Annotated in this window: 21 protein-coding genes; 17 read left to right on the top strand and 4 right to left on the bottom strand. The window is 69.6% G+C overall.

Annotated elements, in window-relative coordinates:
* Positions 1-81: 81 nt before the first annotated feature.
* The gene (locus tag HQ306_RS12770) at positions 82-600 is read left to right on the top strand and encodes a PadR family transcriptional regulator (protein WP_027504595.1); all 519 of its coding nucleotides are present in this window, start codon (positions 82-84) and stop codon (positions 598-600) included.
* A gap of 122 nt (positions 601-722) precedes the next feature.
* Here the strand turns inward: HQ306_RS12770 and HQ306_RS12765 are convergent, their stop codons facing one another.
* Together HQ306_RS12765 and aroQ are read right to left on the bottom strand one after the other, a co-directional pair.
* Positions 723-1,547 carry an acyl-[acyl-carrier-protein] thioesterase gene (locus HQ306_RS12765; protein ID WP_374197691.1) on the bottom strand — a complete coding sequence of 275 codons (825 nt, stop codon included), beginning with the start codon at positions 1,545-1,547 and terminating at the stop codon, positions 723-725.
* Between the two features lie 14 nt (positions 1,548-1,561).
* A complete protein-coding gene (gene aroQ, locus HQ306_RS12760; protein WP_222631773.1) occupies positions 1,562-2,056 on the bottom strand; it encodes a type II 3-dehydroquinate dehydratase in 495 nt (164 codons plus the stop codon).
* A 32-nt stretch (positions 2,057-2,088) separates the two neighbouring features.
* On the opposite strand from aroQ, the gene HQ306_RS12755 reads away from it, so the two are divergent.
* A complete protein-coding gene (locus tag HQ306_RS12755) occupies positions 2,089-3,381 on the top strand; it encodes a nitrate/nitrite transporter (RefSeq protein ID WP_222631765.1) in 1,293 nt (430 codons plus the stop codon).
* Here HQ306_RS12755 and HQ306_RS12750 read toward each other — a convergent pair.
* Positions 3,329-4,546 (bottom strand): MFS transporter, encoded by a 1,218-nt coding sequence (locus HQ306_RS12750; protein ID WP_027504599.1) that lies wholly within the window; start codon positions 4,544-4,546, stop codon positions 3,329-3,331. The two genes, HQ306_RS12755 and HQ306_RS12750, sit on opposite strands and share 53 nt — an antisense overlap.
* A 49-nt stretch (positions 4,547-4,595) precedes the next feature.
* Here HQ306_RS12750 and HQ306_RS12745 point away from each other — a divergent pair, with 49 nt between their 5' ends.
* The 4 genes from HQ306_RS12745 to HQ306_RS12730 all read left to right on the top strand — a co-directional run bounded on the left by HQ306_RS12745 (position 4,596) and on the right by HQ306_RS12730 (position 8,100).
* On the top strand, positions 4,596-5,624 hold the full coding sequence (locus tag HQ306_RS12745) for a substrate-binding domain-containing protein (protein ID WP_222631763.1): 1,029 nt from the start codon (positions 4,596-4,598) through the stop codon (positions 5,622-5,624).
* A gap of 112 nt (positions 5,625-5,736) precedes the next feature.
* The gene (locus tag HQ306_RS12740) at positions 5,737-6,696 is read left to right on the top strand and encodes a lysophospholipid acyltransferase family protein (protein WP_056441758.1); all 960 of its coding nucleotides are present in this window, start codon (positions 5,737-5,739) and stop codon (positions 6,694-6,696) included.
* Positions 6,697-6,712: 16 nt separating this feature from the next.
* On the top strand, positions 6,713-7,096 hold the full coding sequence (locus tag HQ306_RS12735; RefSeq protein ID WP_056441761.1) for a MerR family transcriptional regulator: 384 nt from the start codon (positions 6,713-6,715) through the stop codon (positions 7,094-7,096).
* An 8-nt stretch (positions 7,097-7,104) separates the two neighbouring features.
* Positions 7,105-8,100 (top strand): aldo/keto reductase, encoded by a 996-nt coding sequence (locus HQ306_RS12730; protein WP_222631761.1) that lies wholly within the window; start codon positions 7,105-7,107, stop codon positions 8,098-8,100.
* Between the two features lie 92 nt (positions 8,101-8,192).
* Here HQ306_RS12730 and HQ306_RS12725 read toward each other — a convergent pair whose 3' ends face one another.
* Positions 8,193-8,933: a giguanylate cyclase gene (locus tag HQ306_RS12725; protein WP_156380458.1), complete on the bottom strand. Its 741-nt coding sequence runs from the start codon at positions 8,931-8,933 to the stop codon at positions 8,193-8,195.
* A 245-nt stretch (positions 8,934-9,178) separates the two neighbouring features.
* Here HQ306_RS12725 and HQ306_RS12720 point away from each other — a divergent pair, with 245 nt between their 5' ends.
* From HQ306_RS12720 to rpsL, 11 genes are all read left to right on the top strand, one after another.
* Complete coding sequence (locus HQ306_RS12720; protein WP_222631759.1) at positions 9,179-9,991, top strand: TIGR03084 family metal-binding protein; 813 nt, start codon at positions 9,179-9,181, stop codon at positions 9,989-9,991.
* A 5-nt stretch (positions 9,992-9,996) separates the two neighbouring features.
* Positions 9,997-11,700, top strand: a complete 1,704-nt coding sequence (locus tag HQ306_RS12715; RefSeq protein ID WP_222632597.1) for an acyclic terpene utilization AtuA family protein — start codon at positions 9,997-9,999, stop codon at positions 11,698-11,700.
* Complete coding sequence (locus tag HQ306_RS12710; protein WP_027504606.1) at positions 11,697-12,845, top strand: acyl-CoA dehydrogenase family protein; 1,149 nt, start codon at positions 11,697-11,699, stop codon at positions 12,843-12,845. Before HQ306_RS12715 ends, HQ306_RS12710 begins: the two co-directional genes overlap by 4 nt.
* Positions 12,842-14,440 (top strand): acyl-CoA carboxylase subunit beta, encoded by a 1,599-nt coding sequence (locus tag HQ306_RS12705; protein ID WP_222631757.1) that lies wholly within the window; start codon positions 12,842-12,844, stop codon positions 14,438-14,440. Before HQ306_RS12710 ends, HQ306_RS12705 begins: the two co-directional genes overlap by 4 nt.
* A gap of 5 nt (positions 14,441-14,445) precedes the next feature.
* A complete protein-coding gene (locus tag HQ306_RS12700) occupies positions 14,446-16,416 on the top strand; it encodes a biotin carboxylase N-terminal domain-containing protein (RefSeq protein ID WP_222631755.1) in 1,971 nt (656 codons plus the stop codon).
* A complete protein-coding gene (locus tag HQ306_RS12695) occupies positions 16,413-17,573 on the top strand; it encodes an acyl-CoA dehydrogenase family protein (RefSeq protein ID WP_027504609.1) in 1,161 nt (386 codons plus the stop codon). Before HQ306_RS12700 ends, HQ306_RS12695 begins: the two co-directional genes overlap by 4 nt.
* Positions 17,573-18,421: an enoyl-CoA hydratase family protein gene (locus tag HQ306_RS12690; RefSeq protein WP_222631753.1), complete on the top strand. Its 849-nt coding sequence runs from the start codon at positions 17,573-17,575 to the stop codon at positions 18,419-18,421. Before HQ306_RS12695 ends, HQ306_RS12690 begins: the two co-directional genes overlap by 1 nt.
* Positions 18,422-18,426: 5 nt before the next feature.
* Positions 18,427-19,101 carry a TetR/AcrR family transcriptional regulator gene (locus HQ306_RS12685; protein ID WP_051613166.1) on the top strand — a complete coding sequence of 225 codons (675 nt, stop codon included), beginning with the start codon at positions 18,427-18,429 and terminating at the stop codon, positions 19,099-19,101.
* Positions 19,102-19,166: 65 nt separating this feature from the next.
* On the top strand, positions 19,167-19,700 hold the full coding sequence (locus tag HQ306_RS12680; protein ID WP_222631750.1) for a DUF3558 domain-containing protein: 534 nt from the start codon (positions 19,167-19,169) through the stop codon (positions 19,698-19,700).
* On the top strand, positions 19,697-20,218 hold the full coding sequence (locus HQ306_RS12675; protein ID WP_308115346.1) for a DUF3558 domain-containing protein: 522 nt from the start codon (positions 19,697-19,699) through the stop codon (positions 20,216-20,218). The genes HQ306_RS12680 and HQ306_RS12675 overlap by 4 nt, the downstream gene beginning before the upstream one ends.
* 291 nt (positions 20,219-20,509) lie before the next feature.
* Positions 20,510-20,884: a 30S ribosomal protein S12 gene (rpsL, locus tag HQ306_RS12670; protein ID WP_027504614.1), complete on the top strand. Its 375-nt coding sequence runs from the start codon at positions 20,510-20,512 to the stop codon at positions 20,882-20,884.

The following is a 20,884-nucleotide window of genomic DNA, read 5'->3' as shown; positions in this document are numbered from 1 at the left end:
GGGTCGACAGTCCACTGTGGAATGTCCAATCTCAGACTGCACTGTCCACTGTGGACTGTCAAGGTGTGGGACGATGACGCCATGGCCGACACTCGTGGCACCACCGTCAACGCGACGGCGGCCTCTCTGCTGGGATTCCTGCACAACGGGCCCATGTCCGGATGGGACCTCGTCGCCACGGCGCAGGTCTGCATCGGCGGCTTCTGGACGGTCACGCGCTCCCAGGTCTACCGCGAACTCTCCGGCCTCGCCCGCGCCGGACTGGTGGAGGAACTCGAGACGCAGGCGCGTGATCGCAAGCCGTACCGCATCACCGACGCGGGGCGAACAGAGTTCGCCGCCTGGATCTCGGTGCTCCCCGAGCCGGAGGTCATTCGTCATCCGCTGCTGCTGATGATCTCCTTCGGCGAGCACGTGCCGGCGTCCGTGCTGAGCGAGGCAGTGGCGGCGCACCGGAGCACGCACGAGGAGAACCTGCGCCGGTATCGCGAGCAGAAGGACGCCGCGCTCGACGATCCCTACGCCGCGGCCACCCTCGATTTCGGCATCGCCTACGAGACGATGGTGTTGAGCTGGCTCGACGGCCTGCCCTGGCAGTAGGCGACCGGCCTCCGGCCTGCTCGGGCAGTAGGCGACCGGCCTCCGGCCTGCTCGGGCAGTAGGCGACCGGCCTCCGGGGTTTCTGCTCCCCTCGCGCCGCCTGCGAGCGGGATCCCGCCGATTCAGTCGGCGAGAGGAGCAGAAACGCCACTCGCGCCGGCGCGCGCCACCACGCACGCGATCGTGCGTACCGCGTCGTCCACCATGAACCACACCGTCACCGCCGGCGCACCGTCCACGTCGTGCCGACGCCAGCGGAGCGTGACGTGATCCGGCGCCATGATCGGCGAGAGGTACTCGATGACCGCGCGGTGCGGTCCGCCGGTGATCTCGCCGGACTCCGCGCGGGCGAGCACCTCCTCGACGGCCTGCCAGTAGGCGGCGTTGTTCACGTGGTTGAACGCGTCGACGTCGGTGATGCGCAGCGGGAACGCGAGATCTGTCAGTGAGGACTCCGGGGCCGGATCGCGGAGCCACTGCTTCCACCTGAGTCTGGTCTCGCCCGCTGTGCGGGTGAGCAGCGCGAGCCCCTCGTCGGAGATGCGCGTCGGCATGCCCGTCGTCGACGAGATGCTGATCCAGAATCCCTCGGTGCGGATGTGCGCGCCCTTGTCGCCGGTGATGTCGACGCGCATGTTCGACCATCGTGTCGACAGACCGGAACACCAGCGCCGCAACGTGATCCGCTCGGGCCAGACCGACGGTCGGTCGATGTCCATGATCGTGCGGCGCACGATCCAGAACGGATCCGTCTCCCCGAGTCCGGAGGCGTCGAGGTTGTCCGACCCGATGTCCTGCAGGTACCGGGCGACGGAGTCGTAGCGCAGCCGGTTCGCGGTGTCGACGTCGCCGGCGCGGATGGGCCACGCGGTCTCGAACCCCTCGCCCGTCGGCGGCTGTGGTGCGAGTTCGTGGCTGGTGACGGGGGAGAGGTCCATGGTGCTCATTTCCGACGTGATGGTCAGGACGTGCGGGCGCAGATCTCGTCGACGGCGTAGCGGTACCCGCGGACGCCGCACCCGGCGATCACCGACACGGCGATCCCCGAGACGAAGCTGTGGTGTCGGAACTCCTCGCGGGCGTGCACGTTCGAGATGTGGATCTCGACGACGGGGATCTCGGGCACGACCAGAGCATCGCGCAGAACGACGGACGTGTGGGTCAGGCCGCCCGGGTTGATGACGATTCCCGACGCCGTCCCGCGCGCCTCGTGAATCCAGTCGACCAACGCGCCCTCGTGATTGGACTGCTCGGCGCGGACAGTGCGTCCGTGGCGTTCCGCGGTCTCGCGGCACAGCGCGACCACGTCGTCGAGCGTCTCGGTGCCGTAGACCTCGGGTTGGCGGGTTCCGAGCATGTTCAGGTTCGGACCGTTGAGCACCAGGATGGGCAGCGGGGAGGCCGGAGGCCGGCCGTCGTCAGGCAGCGTGTCGTGGTGGGCGTGACCGTGGGTCATGGGTGCGGACTCTACCCGGGAGACTGAGCAGCATGCGCGCGTGGATCGTCTGGGGAACAGGTGTCCTCGCCTACATCGTCGGCGTCCTGCATCGCACGTCGTTCGGTGTGTCGGGGCTCGACGCGGCGGATCGGTACGCCGCGAGTCCGTCGGTGCTGTCGTCGTTCGTCGTCCTGCAGGTCGTCGTCTACGCGGCCATGCAGATCCCCGCGGGAGTGCTGCTCGACAGGGTGGGTCCGCGCGCGATGATCGTCACGGGAGCGCTGGTCATGGCGTCGGGGCAGATGATCCTGGCGTTCACCGACTCGCTGCCGGTGGCGGTGGCGGCCCGTGCCGTCGTGGGTGTCGGTGATGCGCTGACGTTCATCTCGGTGCTGCGGCTGGTGCCGAAGTGGTTCGCGCCCCGCCGGGTTCCGCTGGTCTCGCAGCTGACGGGCATCTTCGGGCAGGTCGGGCAGGTGCTGTCCGCGGTGCCGTTCCTGACGCTGCTGCACGGCGGGGGGTGGTCCGTCGCCTACGGCGCGGCCGCAGCCAGCGGGGTGGTGGTCGCGCTGGCGGCGTTCCTCGCCGTCTCGAACTCGCCCGATCCCGGACCCGGCAGCGCGCCGCGGGTGACGTTCCGCGAGACGGTGCGCAACATCTCCGTCGTCTGGTCACGGCCCGGTACCCGGCTCGGCTTCTTCTCCCACATGGGGACGCAGTTCTCCATCACCGTGTTCGCGCTGATGTGGGGAGTGCCCTACCTCAGTTCGGCGCAGGGGGTGTCGTCCGCGGTGGTGGGCGCGCTGCTCACCACGTCGGTGGTGTCGGCCATCGTGTCGGGCATCGTCGTCGGCATCCTGACGGGGCGTTATCCCATGCGTCGGTCGTGGATGGTGCTGGCGATCATGGCCAGCAACGCCCTCATGTGGGCGGTGGTGCTCGCTCTTCCGGGACCCGCGCCGACGTGGTTGCTCTTCGTCCTGGTGATCGTCATCTCGGTCGGTGGTCCGGGGTCGGCCATCGGCTTCGACTACGCGCGCACGTTCAATCCGTCGGTCGCGCTCGGCACCGCCCAGGGCATGGTGAACATCGGCGGTTTCCTCGCATCGCTGCTGGTGATGCAGGCCATGGGCGCCATTCTGAACGCGATGGGCGGCTACACCTTCGAGGCGTTCCGCGTCGCGTGGCTCACGCAGTACGCGGTCTGGGCCGTGGCGGCGACGGGTGTGCTGGTGGCCCGCCGCAAGACCCGTCGCGACGCGGGGATCTCGCCCCGGACCTGGCGTGAGGTCAGGGAGCGGATGCGGTCGCAGCGACCGGCACGGGAGCCGTCGGAGCCGTGAAGGCCGACCGCCCGGCGAGGACCCCGAGCAGTGCCAGCAGCATGGTGACGGCCGCGAAGACCAGCACCGCCGTCACCGACAGGGTGTCGACGATGCCGCCGCCCACCAGGGCACCCGTCGCGATGGCCACCTGGAAGGTCACGACGTAGATCGCCGACGCGCGGTCCGCCGCGGCCCCGGCCGGTGCCGAGTGCAGGACGGCGGACTGGATGCACACCGGGATGGTGGTGAAGGCCATGCCCCACAGAGCGATGGCGACGATCGCCAGCACGCCGGATCCGGTGGACAGCGCCAGGACCAGCGCCGCGAGCGCCGTGGTGATGGCGGTGAGGACGACGATCGTCGAGCGCCACGGACCGCGGTCGTACGTGCGACCGATGAGCCAGATGCCGGCGACGCCGGCGAGTCCGTAGACGAACAGCATGGTCGAGAGCACGCTCCCCGATGTGCCGATGCCCTCGCCGACCACGAGCGCGAAGTACGTGTAGCCGGCGAAGTGGCCCAGCGCGGCGAGGAACGTGATGCCGCACAGCAGGACGAGCACCCGGCTGATGCCGGGGCGCGACGTGGCCGTGGTGGCGACCGGAGTCGCGACCGGGAGAGCGGGCAGCAACCGGGTGAGGGCGACGGTGATGGCCAGCGCGACGACGCCGAGCGTCGCCGCGGCGACGCGCCAGTGCGTCCACTGTCCGAGGGCGGCGGTCAGCGGATTGCCCGCGACGAGTGCCAACGACGTCCCGGCGTAGACGAGCGCGATGGCCTTCGCGCGCTTGCCCGGTGCGGCGAGTGACGCCGCGACCGGAGCCACCACGGCCCAGAACACACCGTGGGTGGCCGCGCAGATCAGTCGTGCTCCGACCAGCATCGGATAGCCGACGGACACCGCCGACACGAGTTGCGACACCGCGAGTGCGCCGGCGGTGATGACGACGACCTTGCGACGGTCCCACGACTTCACCGCCGCCATCAGCGGCAACGTGATCACGGCGACCGCGTACGCGTAGAAGGTCAGCAGCAGCCCGATGGCCGATTCGCCGACACCGAGGTCGGCGGACATCTCGGGGAGCAGTCCCACCGGCAGCGTCTCCGCCGTGACGTAGATGAACGCGGTCGCGCCGAGGACGAGCAGAGCGGGCGTGTTCGCGCGCGGAGGTGCCGTGGACATGCTGTGTAACGATACACACGGTCTCCGATGGGCGATAGAGTGACGATCGATGACCTCGCACACACGCGTCACCATGGCCGACGTCGCGGCGGCGGCCGGCGTCTCGGTCATGAGCGTGTCCTACGCGTACGGGCGGCCGGAGCGGGTGTCGGACGAGACGCGGGCGAAGGTGTTCGACGCCGCCGAGCGACTCGGCTACACCGGCCCGCACCGGGGCGCGCAGTCGCTCCGCAGCGGCCGCAGCAACAACCTCGCCGTGCTTCTGACGGAGAAGCTGACGTACGCGTTCGACGACCCGCAGGCCCGCCGGTTCCTGTCAGGAGTGGCCGATGCGTGCCTCGACACCGACACCGGCCTGGTGATCCTGCCGAACACGCGCGTCGCCCGCGACGTCGACCGGGTGCGCGACGCCGCCGTGGACGGGTACGTCTTCTGGACCACGGTCACCGGGGACCCACTGCTCGACGCGGCCGTCGCCACCGGGCGACCCGTGTGCGTGCAGGGCGGTCCGGAGCACGACGGCACGACGTTGATCAGCATCGACGACGCCGCCGCGGCCGAGGCGGTCGCCCTGATCGCCCTCGCGGGTGCCGCGCGACCGCTGGTGCTCGCTTTTCCTGCCGACGAGCATCGGGAGCGGCGCCTCGTGCACGGACCGGATCCGGAGACGATCGACTTCCCGGTGACGAGGAACCGTCTGCGGGGCTACCGCGCGGCTGCCGAGGCGCTGGGGCTCGACTGGTCCGCGGTGCCCGTCGCGTTCGGCACCGGCAGCTTCCGCTCGGAGGGGACGCGCGCGATGCAGGATCACCTGGACGCGCTGCCGGACACGGTGCTGGCGATGAGTGACGAGATGGCGCTCGGGGCATTGTCGGTGGTGCGGGACCGCGGCCTGCAGGTGCCGGGCGACCTGGCGATGGTCGGGTGGGACGACACCGAGGAAGCGGCGGGCGCAGGGCTGACGACGGTGGCCCAGTCGCTGTACGAGCAGGGGCGCAGCGCTGCGCGGGCCGTGCTCGCGGGTGAGCCCGTCGCGACACCGGAGTGGCACGTCGTGCGGCGGACCTCGACGAGGTGAGGCGTGCGCAGGCTGCACACGAACCACCGCCCCGGGGGTGGATGTGCTGATTCGTCACGGCCTGTGTGCAACCGGGGTACGGCGCATCTGACCGTGCAGTAGGTTCGGCCTCATGAGTGGCGCCGATCACACAGACGTTTCCCCTACCGACCATCGCGATCCCGAGCTGCAGGACCAGGCCGAGCGGGTCGCCGCCGCGGCCCGGCTGACGATGAAGGACAAGCGCGAGAACGCGTCCGGTGGACTCGGCGGCCTGGTCGCTTCGCGCGCCGGCGACTGGGACCTCACGGACCAGGACGTCGACAGCATGCGGCGCCAGGAGAAGTTCTGGAACCCGCTCGTCGACAAGTACTTCCGCATGGAGATCGACGGGTGGGAGACCATCCCGCCGCCACCGGTGCTGCTGGTCGGCGTGCATTCGGGTGCACCGTTCGTGTGGGACGCCTGGACGGTGGGGGCGCAGTGGTGGCGACGGTTCGGCCCGTCACGCACGCTGCACGGCACCGCGCACGATGCGCTGATGGCCTTCCCCCTCATCGGCACGGTGTTCCGGTCGATGGGTGTGCTGCCCGCTGCTCCAGACTCGATGTCCACGGCACTGGCCGAGGGGCGCGACGTCATCGTGTGGCCCGGAGGTGAGGTCGACTCGCTGCGACCGTGGAGCGAACGTGACGTCGCCACCCTCGGCGGGCGCACCGGCTTCATCAAGCTCGCCATCCGCTGCGGGGTGCCGATCGTGCCGATCGCCACCGTCGGCGGTGCCGACGCCATGCCCGTGCTGGTCCGCGGTGACAAGCTCTCGAAGATGTTGGGGCTGGACAAGATCGCGCGACTCAAGGTGTTCCCCATCGCCGTGTCGCTGCCGTGGATCATCGCGCCGGCCGCACTTCCGCAGATCCCGCTGCCCGCCAAGATCCGGACCCGCTTCATGCCGCCCGTCGAGGTGGATCACGATCTCGCCCGCGTGGACGACGAGGAGTACGTGGAGGCCAAGTACGAGGAGGTGCGGCGCTCCATCCAGTCCGGCATGGACGCGCTCGCCACCAAGAGGAAGTTCCCGCTCTTCCGCTGATGCCTAAGCTGACGGGGTGAGTCACAGCATCGCGGAGGCGTCCGAGCAGACCGGGCTGACCATCGACACGCTGCGGTACTACGAGCGCGACGGGTTGCTCCTGCGCGCGGTGCCGCGGTCGTCCACCGGACAGCGCCGCTACAGCGACGACGACATCACGTGGATCGTCCTCATCACCCGACTGCGCGCCACCGGGATGTCGATCGCGGAGGTGCGGCACTACGCCGACCTGGTGCGTCAGGGCGAGGGGACGGAGCAGCAGCGGCTCGACGCCCTCCGCGCGCATCGGGAACGGGTGCTGGCGCAGCTCGCCGAGGTGACCGGTCATCTGCGCGCGATCGACCACAAGATCGAGCTCTACGTCGGCAGGCTTGACCTGGAGCGCACTCCAGCACGTTGAGTGGGGGCATGACGCTCACCTCACGCACCCTCGGTACGCAGTCCCCTCTCACCGTCTCCGCCCTCGGCCTCGGCTGCATGGGTATGTCCGAGTTCTACGGCGACACCGACCGCGCCTCCGGCATCGCCACCATCCACCGCGCTCTCGAACTCGGTGTGACCTTCCTCGACACGGCCGACATGTACGGCCCGTTCGTCAACGAGGAGCTGGTCGGCGAGGCCATCGCCGGCCGTCGGGACCAGGTGGTGCTCGCCACCAAGTTCGGCAACGAGCGACTCGCCGACGGCACCCGTCTCGGCATCAACGGCACCCCCGAGTACGTCCGCGCGGCCTGCGACGCGTCGTTGTCGCGGCTCGGTGTCGACCACATCGACCTGTACTACCAGCACCGCGTCGACAAGTCGGTCCCCATCGAGGACACGGTCGGCGCGATGGCGGAGCTGGTGCAGGCGGGCAAGGTGCGCCATCTCGGGATGTCCGAGGCGTCGGCCGCGACCATCCGTCGGGCGCACGCAGTGCACCCGATCACGGCCGTGCAGACCGAGTACTCCCTGTTCACGAGGGATCTCGAGGAGACTGTGCTCCCGACGCTCCGTGAGCTCGGCATCGGGTTGGTCCCGTATTCGCCGCTCGGTCGCGGGCTGTTGACCGGCGCCATCGCACACGAGTCGGAGTTGGCGGAGAAGGACTCGCGCCGCACCGCGTACTTCCCGCGGTTCCAGGGCGAGGCGCTCGAGGCGAACCTGGCGCTCGTGGCGCGCATCCGTGAGATCGCGGACCGGCTGGGATGCACGCCCGGTCAGCTGGCTCTGGCGTGGGTGCTGGCGCAGGGCGAGGACGTCGCGCCGATCCCCGGAACCAAGCGCGTGCGCTACCTCGAGGAGAACGTGGCAGCGGCGGACGTCGCGGTGACGCAGGAGATCCTCGACGAACTCGAGGCAGCGGTGCCCGCATCGGCCGTGGCCGGAGCACGCTACGGAGACATGTCCAGCATCGACGAGTGAGCCCCGAGGCCACCCCCCCACCGCGAGTACGTCGACAGTGTCGTGATTCCACTCGCGATCACGACACCACGGACGTACTCGCGGAGAGTGGCTCAGGACTGGTCGAGCCGCACCGCTCGCACGAACGTGTAGAGCAGTGCGGGAACGGCGATGACCAGTGACATGACCGGTGCCCACACGACCAGCGCGCCCAGCGGGGGAACGTCCTCGAACAGCATGTTGTAGCCGATGATGGACGTGACGGCGACACCGGCGATCGCGATGTGAGTGGCCAGCATCCAGCGATCGAGGAAGACACCGGCGAACAGGCCGAGCACCACGAAGAAGGTGGTCTTCCCGACGGCGTAGGCGGGCGGCATGTCGGCGCTGAGGTTCGCGGCGAGGATGCCCAGGTTGGACAGAACGACGAAGGCGAAGGCGGTGTGCAGCCGCGGCCACGAGGTCACCGTCCACCAGAGAGCGGCGGCGAACGCGAAGGCCGCGCAGCCGATCTGCACGCCCACCGTGAACGTGGTGGTGCCGCCGAAGCCGTACAGGATCTCGAGGGTGGCGCACACGCCCATCGACGCGGTGAAGAAGGCGATGATCCACCGCACGACGCGCTGATCGGTGAACGACGACATGAGGCCGACGATCCACTCGTAGCGAGCCTCGAGTTCGCCGATCGGCTCGTCGTCGTCGTACCGGGGTTCGTCGTACCCGGTCTCGTCGTGCCGCACCGGTTCCGGCACCGGGTACTCGGCTCGGGGTCCGACGCCCGGACTGAAGGCCGTGGTGAAGGCGCCCGGCGCGCTGTAGGCCTGCCCCGGTCGTCCGTCTCGTGCACTGACCATGTCGGGTCCCGTTCCCTTCGGTGCCCGCATTCGCGGGCGGCCTCGTCCCGCCCGGCGTGTCGCGAGCGTCGTGATGGGTGTCGTGCGGTAAAGCGTCCAACCGCCTGTGGGATTCACCGTAAACCAGGCTTTCGGACCTGCGCTGCGGATGGATGGTGCCACGGATTGTTTTGGAGTTCGTCACAACGTCCAAGAACAAGCAAGCATGCTTGCTTTTTTGGCCCGTGGGTGCGACCGTTCCAGGCATGGCTGCTCTCGAGGTGTTGCTGCAGGACCTGCGTGCGGAGGGCGACGCGCTGGACGCGCTGGTCGCCGATGCCGACGACGCCGCGTGGCGCACGGACACCCCGGCGGCCGGTTGGACGGTGGCGCATCAGATCGCTCACCTGCACTGGACCGACCACGTCGCCGCGCTGACGACGGCCGGCGCCTCCGGTGACGAGGACGCCGAAGCGGCATTCGACGCGGTGATCGCCGACGCGATGGGCAGTCCGGACTCGTTCGTGGACTCCGCTGCCGACGCACTCGCCGGAGAGCAGGTCAGCACCCTGTTGTCGCGATGGCGGCTCGGCCGAGTGCAACTGCTCGACGTCCTGACACACGTGCCCGACGGCGTGAAGATCCGCTGGTTCGGCCCGCCGATGAGCGCGATGTCGATGGCCACCGCGCGCATCATGGAGACCTGGGCACACGGTCAGGACGTCGCGGACGCCCTCGGCGTGGTCCGGGAACCCACCGAGCGGCTGCGTCACGTCGCGCACATCGGCGTACGCACCCGCGACTTCGCCTACGCGATCCGCGGACTGACGCCGCCGTCGGCACCGTTCCGCGTCGTGCTCACCGCTCCCGACGGGAGTGAGTGGTCGTGGGGGCCGGAGGACGCGGAGCAGAGTGTCACGGGTTCCGCTCCGGACTTCTGCCTGCTCGTCACGCAGCGCGTGCACCGTGACGACACCGACCTCGTGGCCGTCGGCGACGACGCGGCGACGTGGCTGGGTCTCGCGCAGGCGTTCGCGGGTGCCCCCGGCGGTGGCCGGGACGTGCGGGTCGCGTCGTGACGGAGATGATCAGGGTCGGGAACTGCTCCGGCTTCTACGGTGACCGGGCGTCGGCCATGCGCGAGATGCTCGACGGCGGTGATCTCGACGTCCTCACGGGCGACTACCTGGCCGAGCTGACGATGCTCATTCTCGGACGCGACCGGATGAAGGATCCGACGCGCGGCTACGCCAGGACGTATCTGCGGCAGCTCGAGGAGTGCCTGGGCACTGCACTCGACAAGGGCGTCACCCTGGTCAGCAATGCCGGTGGGTTGGCGCCCGCACGACTGGCGGACGAGGTTCGGTCCCTCGCCGACCGTCTCGGTCTGACCGTCTCGGTCGCCCACGTGGAGGGAGACGATCTGCACGACCGCGCCGAGGAACTGGGCCTCGGCTCCCCGCTGACCGCCAATGCCTATCTCGGCGCCTTCGGTGTCGCGGCGTGCCTGGACGCCGGGGCGCAGGTCGTGGTCACCGGACGCGTCACGGATGCGTCGGTGGTGGTGGCCCCGGCGATCTCCCGGTTCGGGTGGACCCGCGATCACCTCGACGAACTCGCGGGCGCCGTCGTCGCCGGCCACATCATCGAATGCGGAACCCAGGCGACCGGCGGGAACTACTCCTTCTTCGGTGAGATCGAGGATCTGCGTCGACCGGGGTTCCCCCTCGCGGAGATCCGGTCGGACGGGTCGTCGGTGATCACCAAGCACGAGAACACCGGCGGCGCCGTGACGGTCGGAACGGTGACGGCGCAGTTGATGTACGAGATCACCGGCCCGCGCTACCTCGGCCCGGACGTGACCGCGCGGCTCGACACGGTGCGGGTCTCGCAGGACGGACCCGACCGCGTGCTGGTCACGGGGGCTCGCGGCGAGGCGCCGCCGCCCACCCTCAAGGTCTCCCGGAACACGCTCGGCGGGTTCCGCAACGAGATGACCTTCGTGCTCACCGGGCTCGACATCGAGGCCAAGGCCGGCCTGGTGCGCACCCAGATGACCGAGGCGCTGACGCCGCCGCCGCGCGACGTCGACTGGACTCTGGCGCGCACCGACCACCCTGACGCCGACACCGAGGAGGCCGCCAGTGCGGTGCTCCGTGTCGTCGTCCGCGACGCTGATCCGCAGCGTGTGGGTCGCGTGTTCAGCGCTGCCGCAGTGGAACTCGCGCTGGCGAGCTACCCCGGTTTCTGTGTGACGACGCCTCCGGGTCAGGGGTCGCCCTACGGCATCTTCGAGGCCGGGTTCGTCGATCAGGCGGTGCCGCGGCACGTGGCGGTTCTCGCGGACGGCACGCGCGTCGACGTCGCACCGCCCACCGTCACCACGGCTGTCGAGGCGGACCCGTCCGACGCGCCCGCAGGCCGCCCGCCGGCCGAACCCACACGCACGCTGCCGCTCGGCACGGTGGCGGCGGCGCGCAGCGGTGACAAGGGCGGCAGCGCCAACGTCGGGGTCTGGGTGCGCGGCGACGCCGCGTGGGCCTGGCTCCGGTCGACTCTCACCACCGAGCTGGTGACGACGCTGCTCCCGGAGACGGCGGGCCTGCGCGTGCACCGGTACGAGTTCCCGCACCTGCGGGCCGTGAACATCGTCGTCGACGGGATTCTAGGAGAGGGCGTCGCATCCGGCGCTCGCTTCGATCCCCAGGCCAAGGGCCTGGGGGAGTGGCTGCGATCGCGGCACGTCCCGATACCCGAATCAGTACTCGCAGAAAGTGGACTCGCATGAGCACCTGGGGTGGCCCCGACCGAGCGCAACTCCGTAAGACGGTCCGGGGGTTCGTGGACCGGGAGGTGCTGCCGCACCTCACCGAGTGGGAGCGTGACGGCGAGATTCCCCGCAGCCTGCACCGCGCGGCAGCCGAGATCGGTCTGCTCGGGGCGCCGTTCCCCGAGGCGGTCGGCGGTGGCGGCGGCTCGCTGGTCGACGCCACGGTCATCTGCGAGGAGATGCACGAGGCGGGTGCGTCCGGCGGCCTGTTCGCGTCCTTGTTCACCTGTGGGATCGCGTTGCCGCACATGGTCGCTGCGGGCAACCCCGACCACCTCGAGAAGTGGGTCCGGCCCACGCTCGACGGCGAGCTGATCGGGTCGCTGGCCATCACCGAGCCCGGCGGCGGATCCGACGTGGGACACCTGCGCACCCGAGCGGTGCGCGACGGGGACCACTTCGTCGTCAACGGCGCGAAGACCTACATCACCTCGGGGTGCCGGGCCGACTTCGTGGTCACCGCCGTCCGCACCGGGGGAGACGGCGCGGCCGGCGTCTCGCTGCTCGTCGTCGAGCGCGGCACACCCGGATTCGAGGTGTCCCGCAAGCTCGACAAGATGGGATGGCGGGCCTCCGACACCGCCGAATTGTCGTACACCGACGTGCGCGTGCCCGTGGAGAACCTGGTGGGCCCGGAGAACTCCGGGTTCGCCCAGATCGCGCAGGCCTTCGTCTCCGAACGCGCTGCGCTGGCCGCGCAGGCCTACTCCTCGGCGCAGCGGTGCCTCGATCTGACGGTGGCGTGGACGCGGGACCGCTCGACGTTCGGCAAGCCGCTCATCGCCCGTCAGGCGGTGCAGAACACGCTCAGCGAGATGCACCGCAAGATCGACGTGGCCCGCACGTACACGCACGCACTGATCGATCGCCACGTCGAGGACGGCGACGACTGCATCGCCGAGGTGTGCTTCGCGAAGAACACCGCGGTCGAGGCCGGCGAATGGGTCGCCTCGCAGGCGGTACAGCTGTTCGGTGGACTCGGCTACATGGCCGAGAGCGAGGTCGAGCGTCAGTACCGCGACATGCGCATCATCGGCATCGGCGGCGGCACCACCGAGATCCTCACCTCGCTGGCCGCGAAGCGACTGGGGTACACCGCATGACGACTCTGACCTCCCGACTCGACAGCTCCGGTGACGCGTACGTCTCGGCCGCCGACACCATGATCGCGAAGCTCTCCGAGGTGGAGACCGAACACGCCAAGGCACTGGGCGGCGGGGGCGAGAAGTACGTCGCACGGCACCGCGGCCGCGGCAAGATGACCCCGCGCGAGCGCATCGAGATGCTCGTCGACCCGGACTCGCCGTTCCTGGAGCTGTGCCCGCTCGCGGCCTGGGGCACGGACTTCCCGGTCGGCGCCAGCGTGGTCGTCGGCATCGGTGTCGTCAGCGGCGTCGAGTGCCTGATCGTCGCCAACGACCCCACCGTGCGGGGCGGCACGAGCAATCCGTGGACCCTGCGGAAGACGCTGCGAGCGAACGACATCGCAATGCAGAACCGGCTGCCGGTCATCTCACTGGTCGAGTCCGGCGGTGCCGACCTCCCCACGCAGAAGGAGGTGTTCATCCCGGGTGGCCGCATCTTCCGTGATCTGACGCGCCTCTCCGCGGCCGGCATCCCCACCATCGCCCTCGTGTTCGGCAACTCCACCGCCGGCGGCGCCTACATCCCCGGCATGTCCGATCACGTCGTCATGATCGAGGAGCGGTCCAAGGTGTTCCTCGCCGGACCGCCGCTGGTGAAGATGGCCACCGGCGAGGAGACCGACGACGAATCGCTCGGCGGCGCCCGCATGCACGCCCGGACCTCCGGTCTCGCAGACCATCTCGCCGCGGACGAGAAGGACGCCATCCGCATCGGCCGCGGCATCGTGAAGCGGCTCAACTGGCACAAGAAGGGTCCGGCGCCGCGCACCGAGGTGCTCCCGCCCCGGTACGACGAGGAGGAACTGCTCGGTATCGTGCCGGCCGACCTCAAGATCCCGTTCGACCCCCGCGACGTCATCGCGCGCATCGTCGACGACAGCGACTTCGACGAGTTCAAGCCGCTCTACGGCTCGTCTCTGGTCACCGGATGGGCGGAACTGCACGGGTATCCGGTCGGGATCCTCGCCAACGCCCGCGGCGTCCTCTTCAGCGAGGAGTCGCAGAAGGCGACGCAGTTCATCCAACTGGCGAACCGTTCGAACACGCCACTGCTGTTCCTGCACAACACCACCGGCTACATGGTGGGCAAGGAGTACGAGGAGGGCGGGATGATCAAGCACGGGTCGATGATGATCAACGCCGTCTCGAACTCCACCGTCCCGCACATCTCGGTGCTGCTCGGTGCGTCGTACGGCGCCGGGCACTACGGCATGTGCGGTCGCGCCTTCGACCCGCGCTTCCTCTTCGCCTGGCCCAGCGCCAAGTCCGCGGTCATGGGCGGTGCCCAACTCGCGGGCGTCATCTCGATCGTCTCCCGCGCCTCCGCCGAGGCCCGCGGACAGGCGTTCGACGAGGAGGCCGACGCGGGTCTGCGCGCGATGATCGAGCAGCAGATCGAGGCCGAGTCGGTTCCCATGTTCCTGTCCGGACGCCTGTACGACGACGGCGTGATCGACCCCCGAGACACCCGCACGGTGGTGGGGATGTGCCTGTCGGCCATCGCCTCCGCCCCGATCGAGGGCACCGCCAACTTCGGTGTCTTCCGGATGTGACCGTCATGACCATTTCGTCAGTACTCGTTGCCAACCGCGGCGAGATCGCCCGCCGCGTGTTCACGACCTGCCGCGCCGAGGGCATCGACACGGTTGCCGTGTTCTCCGATCCGGACTCCGCGTCACCGCACGTCGCCGACGCCGACGTCGCCGTCCGGTTGCCCGGTTCCGCGTCGTCGGAGACGTACCTCCGCGGAGACCTGATCATCGAGGCGGCGCAGCGCGCGGGCGCCGACGCGATCCACCCCGGTTACGGGTTCCTGTCCGAGAACGCGGAGTTCGCGCGCGCCGTGCAGGATGCGGGCCTCACCTGGATCGGTCCGCCGGTGAAGGCGATCGAGTCGATGGGGTCGAAGGTCGAGTCCAAGGCCATGATGCAGAGCGCCGGTGTGCCGGTGCTCGATCGGCTCGACCCCGCGTCCGTCACGCAGGACGACCTGCCGGTGCTCGTGAAGGCGTCCGCCGGTGGTGGTGGTCGCGGTATGCGCGTGGTGCGTGAACTCGACGCACTGCAGGACGAGATCGACGCGGCGTCGCGGGAGGCGCTGTCCGCCTTCGGTGACGCGACGGTCTTCTGCGAGCGCTATCTCGAGACGGGCCGCCACATCGAGGTCCAGGTCATGGCGGACCGCCACGGCACGGTGTGGGCGGTGGGCGAGCGGGAGTGCTCCATCCAACGACGCCACCAGAAGGTGGTCGAGGAGGCACCGTCTCCGCTCGTCGAGCGCGTTCCGGGTATGCGGGAGAAGCTGTTCGAGGCGGCGCGCATCGCCACCGAGGCGCTCGACTACGAGGGCGCCGGCACCGTCGAGTTCCTCAGCGACGAGCGCGGCAACTTCTACTTCCTCGAGATGAACACGCGCCTGCAGGTCGAGCACCCGGTGACCGAGTGCACCACCGGTCTCGATCTGGTGGCACTGCAGATCCACGTCGCCGCGGGCGGAGCGCTCCCGGCCGAGCAGCCCACCACGCGCGGACACTCGATCGAAGTGCGTCTGTACGCGGAGGATCCGGCGCGCGACTGGCAGCCGCAGAGCGGCGTCGTGCACCACGTCGAGTTCGACGGAGCGCGAGAGTTCGAGGTGCTCACGCGGACAGGCCTGCGAGTCGACTCGGGCATCGTCGACGGCAGCGTGGTGGGGACCCACTACGACCCGATGCTCGCCAAGGTGATCTCGTACGCGCCCACCCGGGAGCAGGCGGCCGGAATCCTGGCGAAAGCGCTGCTGCGCTCGCGCATTCACGGGGTGCGCACCAACCGCGACCTGCTCGTCACGGTGCTGAGACACCCCGCGTTCCTCGCGGGCGACACCGACACCGCGTTCTTCGCGACGCACGATCTGGCGGTCCTCGCTCGGCCGCTCGTCGACGACCGGGGTGTGCGGCTGTCCGCACTCGCCGCAGCGCTCGCGGACGCCACCCGATCGAGAGAATCGGCGACGGTGGGCCGATCCCTCCCCAGCGGCTGGCGCAACCTCGCCTCCGTGCCGCAACGCAAGACGTACGCGGTGAACGGCACCGAGATCGTCGCCGAGTACCGGCTGTCGCGCGGAACGCTCGTCACCGACGTCGACGACTGCGCGCTGGTCCGGGCCGAGTCCGACCGGGTGGTGCTGCTGGCCGACGGTGTGCGACGCGAGTTCCACGTCGCGGTCCACGGCGACGCCGTGTTCGTCGACTCGTCGCTCGGACCGGTACGGCTCGAACGGGTTCCGGTGTTCGTCGATCCGAGCGAGATCGTCGCCGCCGGATCGCTGCTGGCACCGATGCCCGGCAGCGTCGTGCGGATCGGTGCTGCCGTCGGCGACACCGTCACCGCCGGCCAACCGATCCTGTGGCTCGAGGCCATGAAGATGGAACACACGATCACCGCACCCGCGGCGGGCGTGCTGACCGAGCTCACGGTCACCGTGGGACACCAGGTGGACGTCGACGCCGTACTGGCGGTCGTCGCAGCAGAAGGAGATCAGGCATGAGCTTCATCGAGACGGACGAGCAGAAGAGCCTCCGCGCCGCGGTGGCCGGACTGGGCAAGCGCCACAACTACATCGACTACGTGCTGCCCAAGGCACGCAAGGGTGAGGCACTCACCGAACTGTGGCACGAGGCCGGGCAGTTGGGCTTCCTCGGGGTGAACCTCCCCGAGGAGTACGGCGGCGGCGGTGCCGGCATCTACGAGCTCGCACTGGTCCAAGAGGAGATGTCCTCGTTCGGTGCGGGCCTGCTGCTCGTGGTCGTCAGCCCGGCGATCTGCGGCACCATCATCGCGAAGTACGGCACCCCCGAGCAGAAGCAGTCCTGGCTGCCCCGCCTCTCGGACGGCTCCGCGATCATGGCGTTCGGCATCACCGAGCCCGACGCCGGCTCCAACTCCCACCAGATCACCACCACCGCGCGACGCGACGGTGACGAGTGGGTGCTGCGCGGCAGCAAGATCTACATCTCCGGCGTCGACCAGGCCGACGCGGTGCTCATCGTCTCCCGTACGGAGGACGCGAAGACCGGGAAGCTGAAGCCGGCGCTGTTCATCGTGCCGACCGATGCACCGGGCCTGAACAAGACGCAGATGCGCATGGACATCATCGAGCCCGATCATCAGTTCACGCTGTTCCTCGACGACGTCCGGCTGCCGGCCGAGGCGCTGGTCGGTGAGCCCGACGCGGCGCTGATGCAGTTGTTCGCGGGTCTCAACCCCGAGCGCATCCTCGGTGCGGCGATGGCCGTCGGCATGGGCCGCTACGCCCTCGACGCCGCGGTGAAGTACGCGAACGAGCGCACCGTGTGGAAGAGCCCCATCGGGGCGCACCAGGGAATCGCGCATCCGTTGGCGCAGTGCAAGATCGAGCTCGAACTGGCGAAGCTGATGATGCAGAAGGCCGCGGTGCTCTACGACAGCGGTGACGATTTCGGTGCGGCGGAAGCGGCCAACATGGCGAAGTACGCGGCCGCCGAGGCCAGCATCAAGGCCATCGACCAGGCCATCCAGACGCACGGCGGCGCAGGCCTGACCGAGGAGTACGGCCTCGCGTCCATGCTCGGTGCGGCGCGCATCGCCCGCGTGGCTCCCGTCAGTCGGGAGATGATCCTGAACTTCGTGTCCCAGCACTCGCTGGGCCTGCCGAAGAGCTACTGATGGCGGGCAGGCCGGAGGCCGGTCGGGGCCCGGGCAGGCCGGAGGCCGGTCGGGGCGACGGACCACCTGTGCGGGTCGATCGGTCGGAGGGCGTGGTGACTCTGACACTGGACACCCCGCACAATCGCAACGCCCTCTCCACCGCCCTGGTCGACGACCTGACGGCGGCGCTCCGCGACGCGGGCGCGGATCGGGACGTCCGCGCCGTGGTCCTCACCCACACCGGCGGAACATTCTGTGCAGGTGCCGATCTCACGGAGGCGGGCAGTTCCGTCTCCTCACGCACCGAGCAGATGCTGACGCTGCTGCGGGCGATCCTCGAGACGCCGAAGCCGGTGATCGGCAGGATCGACGGGCATGTGCGTGCCGGCGGTATGGGCCTCGTGGGCGCGTGCGATCTGGTGGTGGCCGGGCCGAAGAGTTCGTTCGCGCTGACGGAGGCGCGGCTGGGATTGGCCGCGTCCATCGTCTCCTTGACGGTGGTGCCGAGGATGACCTCGCGTGCGGCGAGCCGGTACTTCCTGACGACGGAGACGTTCGGCGCGCACGAGGCGGAGGCCATCGGGCTCGTCACCGAGGCTGCGGCCGACACCGGGGCCACGGTGGCCGAACTCGTCGCGACGATCCGTCCGTCGTCACCGCAGGGTCTCGCGGCGTCGAAACGCCTCACCACCGCCGCGATGCTCGAGGAGTTCGACCGCCGGGGCGCGGACCTGGCGGAGGAGTCCGCGAGGCTGTTCGCATCGGACGAGGCGCGGGAGGGGATGATGGCCTTTCTGCAGAAGCGCAGCCCGTCGTGGGCCGCACCGGCGGAGTCGTCCGGCGCCGCTGTGGGGAAGGAGACGTGACGGCCATGACCGTGCCCACTCGTCACCGAGTCGGTGACACCCGCAGCCCGAAGCAGGATCGCAGCCGCGCCACGCGACTGCGTCTGCTCGAGTCCACGATCGACGCGCTCGCCACCGAGGGATGGGCGGCGACGACGGTCGCCGTCGTGGCCGAGCGGGCCGGCGTCTCTCGCGGTGCCACCCAGCACCACTTCCCGACGCGGGAGGACCTCATCACCGCGGCGCTCGAGTACATGTTCGACACGCGCATGGGGGAGGCGCGAGCCGAGAGCAGTGCGCTCCCGCAGGGCGCCGGGCGGACCGAGGCCGTGGTCACCCGGCTGGTCGACTACTACACGAGCCCCATCTTCCGTGCCGCGCTGCAGGTCTGGACCGCCGCGGCCGCGGATCCCGAGATGCGTGCCCGGGTCCTGCCTCTCGAGGAGAAGTTCGGTCGCGTGGCGCACCGCACGGCGGTCGATCACCTCGGCGCCGACGACAGTGATCCGCGCACCCACCGACTCGTGCAGGCCACCCTCGACCTGGCCCGCGGGCTCGGTCTCGCCGACGTGCTCAGCGACGACTCGCGCCGCCGCGCCGAGATCGTGAAGGTGTGGGCCTCGGTGCTCGACGCGTCCCTCGCCCTCGATACCCCCACCACCAGCACCAGCACCCCCGCGAGTACGTCCGAACTGTCGTGATCGGCGCTCGCATCACGGCACTTTCGGCGTACTCGCGACAGTCCGCACTCCGATAAGCTGCCGCCATGAACTCCGTGCGGTGGGCCGGCGTGGCAGCAGTGGTGCTGCTCGGGCTCACCGGTTGCGGATCCGACTCCGATGCCGCCACCGACGACGCGCCGTCCACGTCCGCGTCGCAGGGACCCGGCCCGTTCTTCGGCGTCTGCGGCGGTCTGTCGGACGAGGAGGTCCGCACTGCGTTCGCCGTGCCGTCGTTCGCGATCGTGACCCGCAACTCGGTGGGCTGCGAGTGGGAGGTGTCGGGTCCGACCGGCCCGTCGGTCAGCTTTTCCTGGTACCGCGGGAGCCCGATCGGGCGTGAGCGCATGGGGTCGGAACTGATCGGCCGACCGGCCGCGGACATCGAGATCGAGGGTCGACCGGGGTTCGAGGCGCGATCCGAGAACGCGACGGGCGTGACGTACCTCTGCGAGAACGGTCTGCAGTACGGCGACGACTTCGTCCACTTCTCCGTCATGTACGCCGACAGCGCTCCCACCGCGGATCCGTGCGCCGTCGCCGAGAGTCTGATGACGCTCGTCGCGGAGCGCGCGCAGTGACGGCCGGACGCGTGCTGGCGGCGCTGTCGGTCACCGCGGTGCTCGCCGGATGCGGGTCGACCATCGAGGGCACGCCCGTGGCAGCGGGCGTGAGTGGCGCGGACGGCGAGTTCCGCTCGCTCCTCGAGGAGTGCGACACCGTGACGCCGGAGCAGATCGCCGACGTCGTGGGCGGCGACGCCATCGACCAGGGCTTCATCGGGGCCATCTGCCGGTGGGACCTGACCGGCCCGGGCGGCGCGGTCAAGGTGACGTTCGACTGGTTCGAGACGGGGTCGCTCGCGGCCGAGCGCGAGGCGAACGAACGTATGGGGTGGACGGTGAGCGACGTCGAGGTGTCCTCGCGGAAGGCCCTCGAGATCCGTCAACCGGACGACCCGGCATCGTGCGGCGTAGCGGCGCAGTCGCCCGATTCCGGGGTCATCGGCTGGTGGGTGCAGTATCGGCCGGGGAACCCGACCGATCCCTGTGAGTCGGCCACGCGGTTGATGCAGCTCTCGCTCAATCTGTCGGCGTGACGACGGAAGGGTGAACTCCTGTACCCGATGCAGGGGCGTTTTGACCATCAGGCGCGCCGCCGGGTACCGTTACAGGTCGTGCCCGGCCCAGCCGGTACGTCTGTGTGCCTATGCGAGGTACAGCCGTGTTCGAGTTCACCATCGAGCAAGAACCGCGGCTGCCGTGTGGGGGTATGCGACACACCCGACCGCGGGGTGCACGAAGCCCGCGGAAGCACTACTGGGTGAGGGGCAGCGTTCTCTTGCCCCAACTGCTAGATCCCTGTTTCTCGACACGAAGAAAGCCGGTTCATGCCAACAATCAACCAGCTGGTCCGCAAGGGTCGCACCGACAAGGTCGCGAAGCTGAAGACCGCTGCCCTGAAGGGCAGCCCGCAGCGCCGTGGTGTGTGCACTCGCGTGTACACCACCACCCCGAAGAAGCCGAACTCCGCGCTTCGTAAGGTCGCTCGCGTCCGCCTGACCACGTCCGTCGAGGTCACCGCCTACATCCCCGGTGAGGGCCACAACCTGCAGGAGCACTCCATGGTGCTCGTGCGCGGTGGTCGCGTGAAGGACCTCCCGGGTGTCCGTTACAAGATCATCCGTGGCTCGCTCGACACGCAGGGCGTGAAGAACCGCAAGCAGGCTCGCAGCAAGTACGGCGCCAAGAAGGAGAAGAGCTGA

It is taken from the genome of Rhodococcus sp. BP-160, assembly GCF_019836205.1.
In the GTDB taxonomy this organism is placed as follows: domain Bacteria; phylum Actinomycetota; class Actinomycetes; order Mycobacteriales; family Mycobacteriaceae; genus Rhodococcoides.
This window is presented reverse-complemented; position numbering and strand designations above follow the sequence as displayed.

Bases quoted from the DNA above. Each gene is read 5' to 3' on its own strand.
- HQ306_RS12770 (WP_027504595.1), top strand. From the start codon at position 82: ATGGCCGACACTCGTGGCACCACCGTCAACGCGACGGCGGCCTCTCTG.
- HQ306_RS12765 (WP_374197691.1), bottom strand. From the start codon at position 1,547: ATGAGCACCATGGACCTCTCCCCCGTCACCAGCCACGAACTCGCACCA.
- aroQ (WP_222631773.1), bottom strand. From the start codon at position 2,056: ATGACCCACGGTCACGCCCACCACGACACGCTGCCTGACGACGGCCGG.
- HQ306_RS12755 (WP_222631765.1), top strand. From the start codon at position 2,089: ATGCGCGCGTGGATCGTCTGGGGAACAGGTGTCCTCGCCTACATCGTC.
- HQ306_RS12750 (WP_027504599.1), bottom strand. From the start codon at position 4,546: ATGTCCACGGCACCTCCGCGCGCGAACACGCCCGCTCTGCTCGTCCTC.
- HQ306_RS12745 (WP_222631763.1), top strand. From the start codon at position 4,596: ATGACCTCGCACACACGCGTCACCATGGCCGACGTCGCGGCGGCGGCC.
- HQ306_RS12740 (WP_056441758.1), top strand. From the start codon at position 5,737: ATGAGTGGCGCCGATCACACAGACGTTTCCCCTACCGACCATCGCGAT.
- HQ306_RS12730 (WP_222631761.1), top strand. From the start codon at position 7,105: ATGACGCTCACCTCACGCACCCTCGGTACGCAGTCCCCTCTCACCGTC.
- HQ306_RS12725 (WP_156380458.1), bottom strand. From the start codon at position 8,933: ATGGTCAGTGCACGAGACGGACGACCGGGGCAGGCCTACAGCGCGCCG.
- HQ306_RS12720 (WP_222631759.1), top strand. From the start codon at position 9,179: ATGGCTGCTCTCGAGGTGTTGCTGCAGGACCTGCGTGCGGAGGGCGAC.
- HQ306_RS12715 (WP_222632597.1), top strand. From the start codon at position 9,997: ATGATCAGGGTCGGGAACTGCTCCGGCTTCTACGGTGACCGGGCGTCG.
- HQ306_RS12710 (WP_027504606.1), top strand. From the start codon at position 11,697: ATGAGCACCTGGGGTGGCCCCGACCGAGCGCAACTCCGTAAGACGGTC.
- HQ306_RS12705 (WP_222631757.1), top strand. From the start codon at position 12,842: ATGACGACTCTGACCTCCCGACTCGACAGCTCCGGTGACGCGTACGTC.
- HQ306_RS12700 (WP_222631755.1), top strand. From the start codon at position 14,446: ATGACCATTTCGTCAGTACTCGTTGCCAACCGCGGCGAGATCGCCCGC.
- HQ306_RS12695 (WP_027504609.1), top strand. From the start codon at position 16,413: ATGAGCTTCATCGAGACGGACGAGCAGAAGAGCCTCCGCGCCGCGGTG.
- HQ306_RS12690 (WP_222631753.1), top strand. From the start codon at position 17,573: ATGGCGGGCAGGCCGGAGGCCGGTCGGGGCCCGGGCAGGCCGGAGGCC.
- HQ306_RS12685 (WP_051613166.1), top strand. From the start codon at position 18,427: ATGACCGTGCCCACTCGTCACCGAGTCGGTGACACCCGCAGCCCGAAG.
- HQ306_RS12680 (WP_222631750.1), top strand. From the start codon at position 19,167: ATGAACTCCGTGCGGTGGGCCGGCGTGGCAGCAGTGGTGCTGCTCGGG.
- rpsL (WP_027504614.1), top strand. From the start codon at position 20,510: ATGCCAACAATCAACCAGCTGGTCCGCAAGGGTCGCACCGACAAGGTC.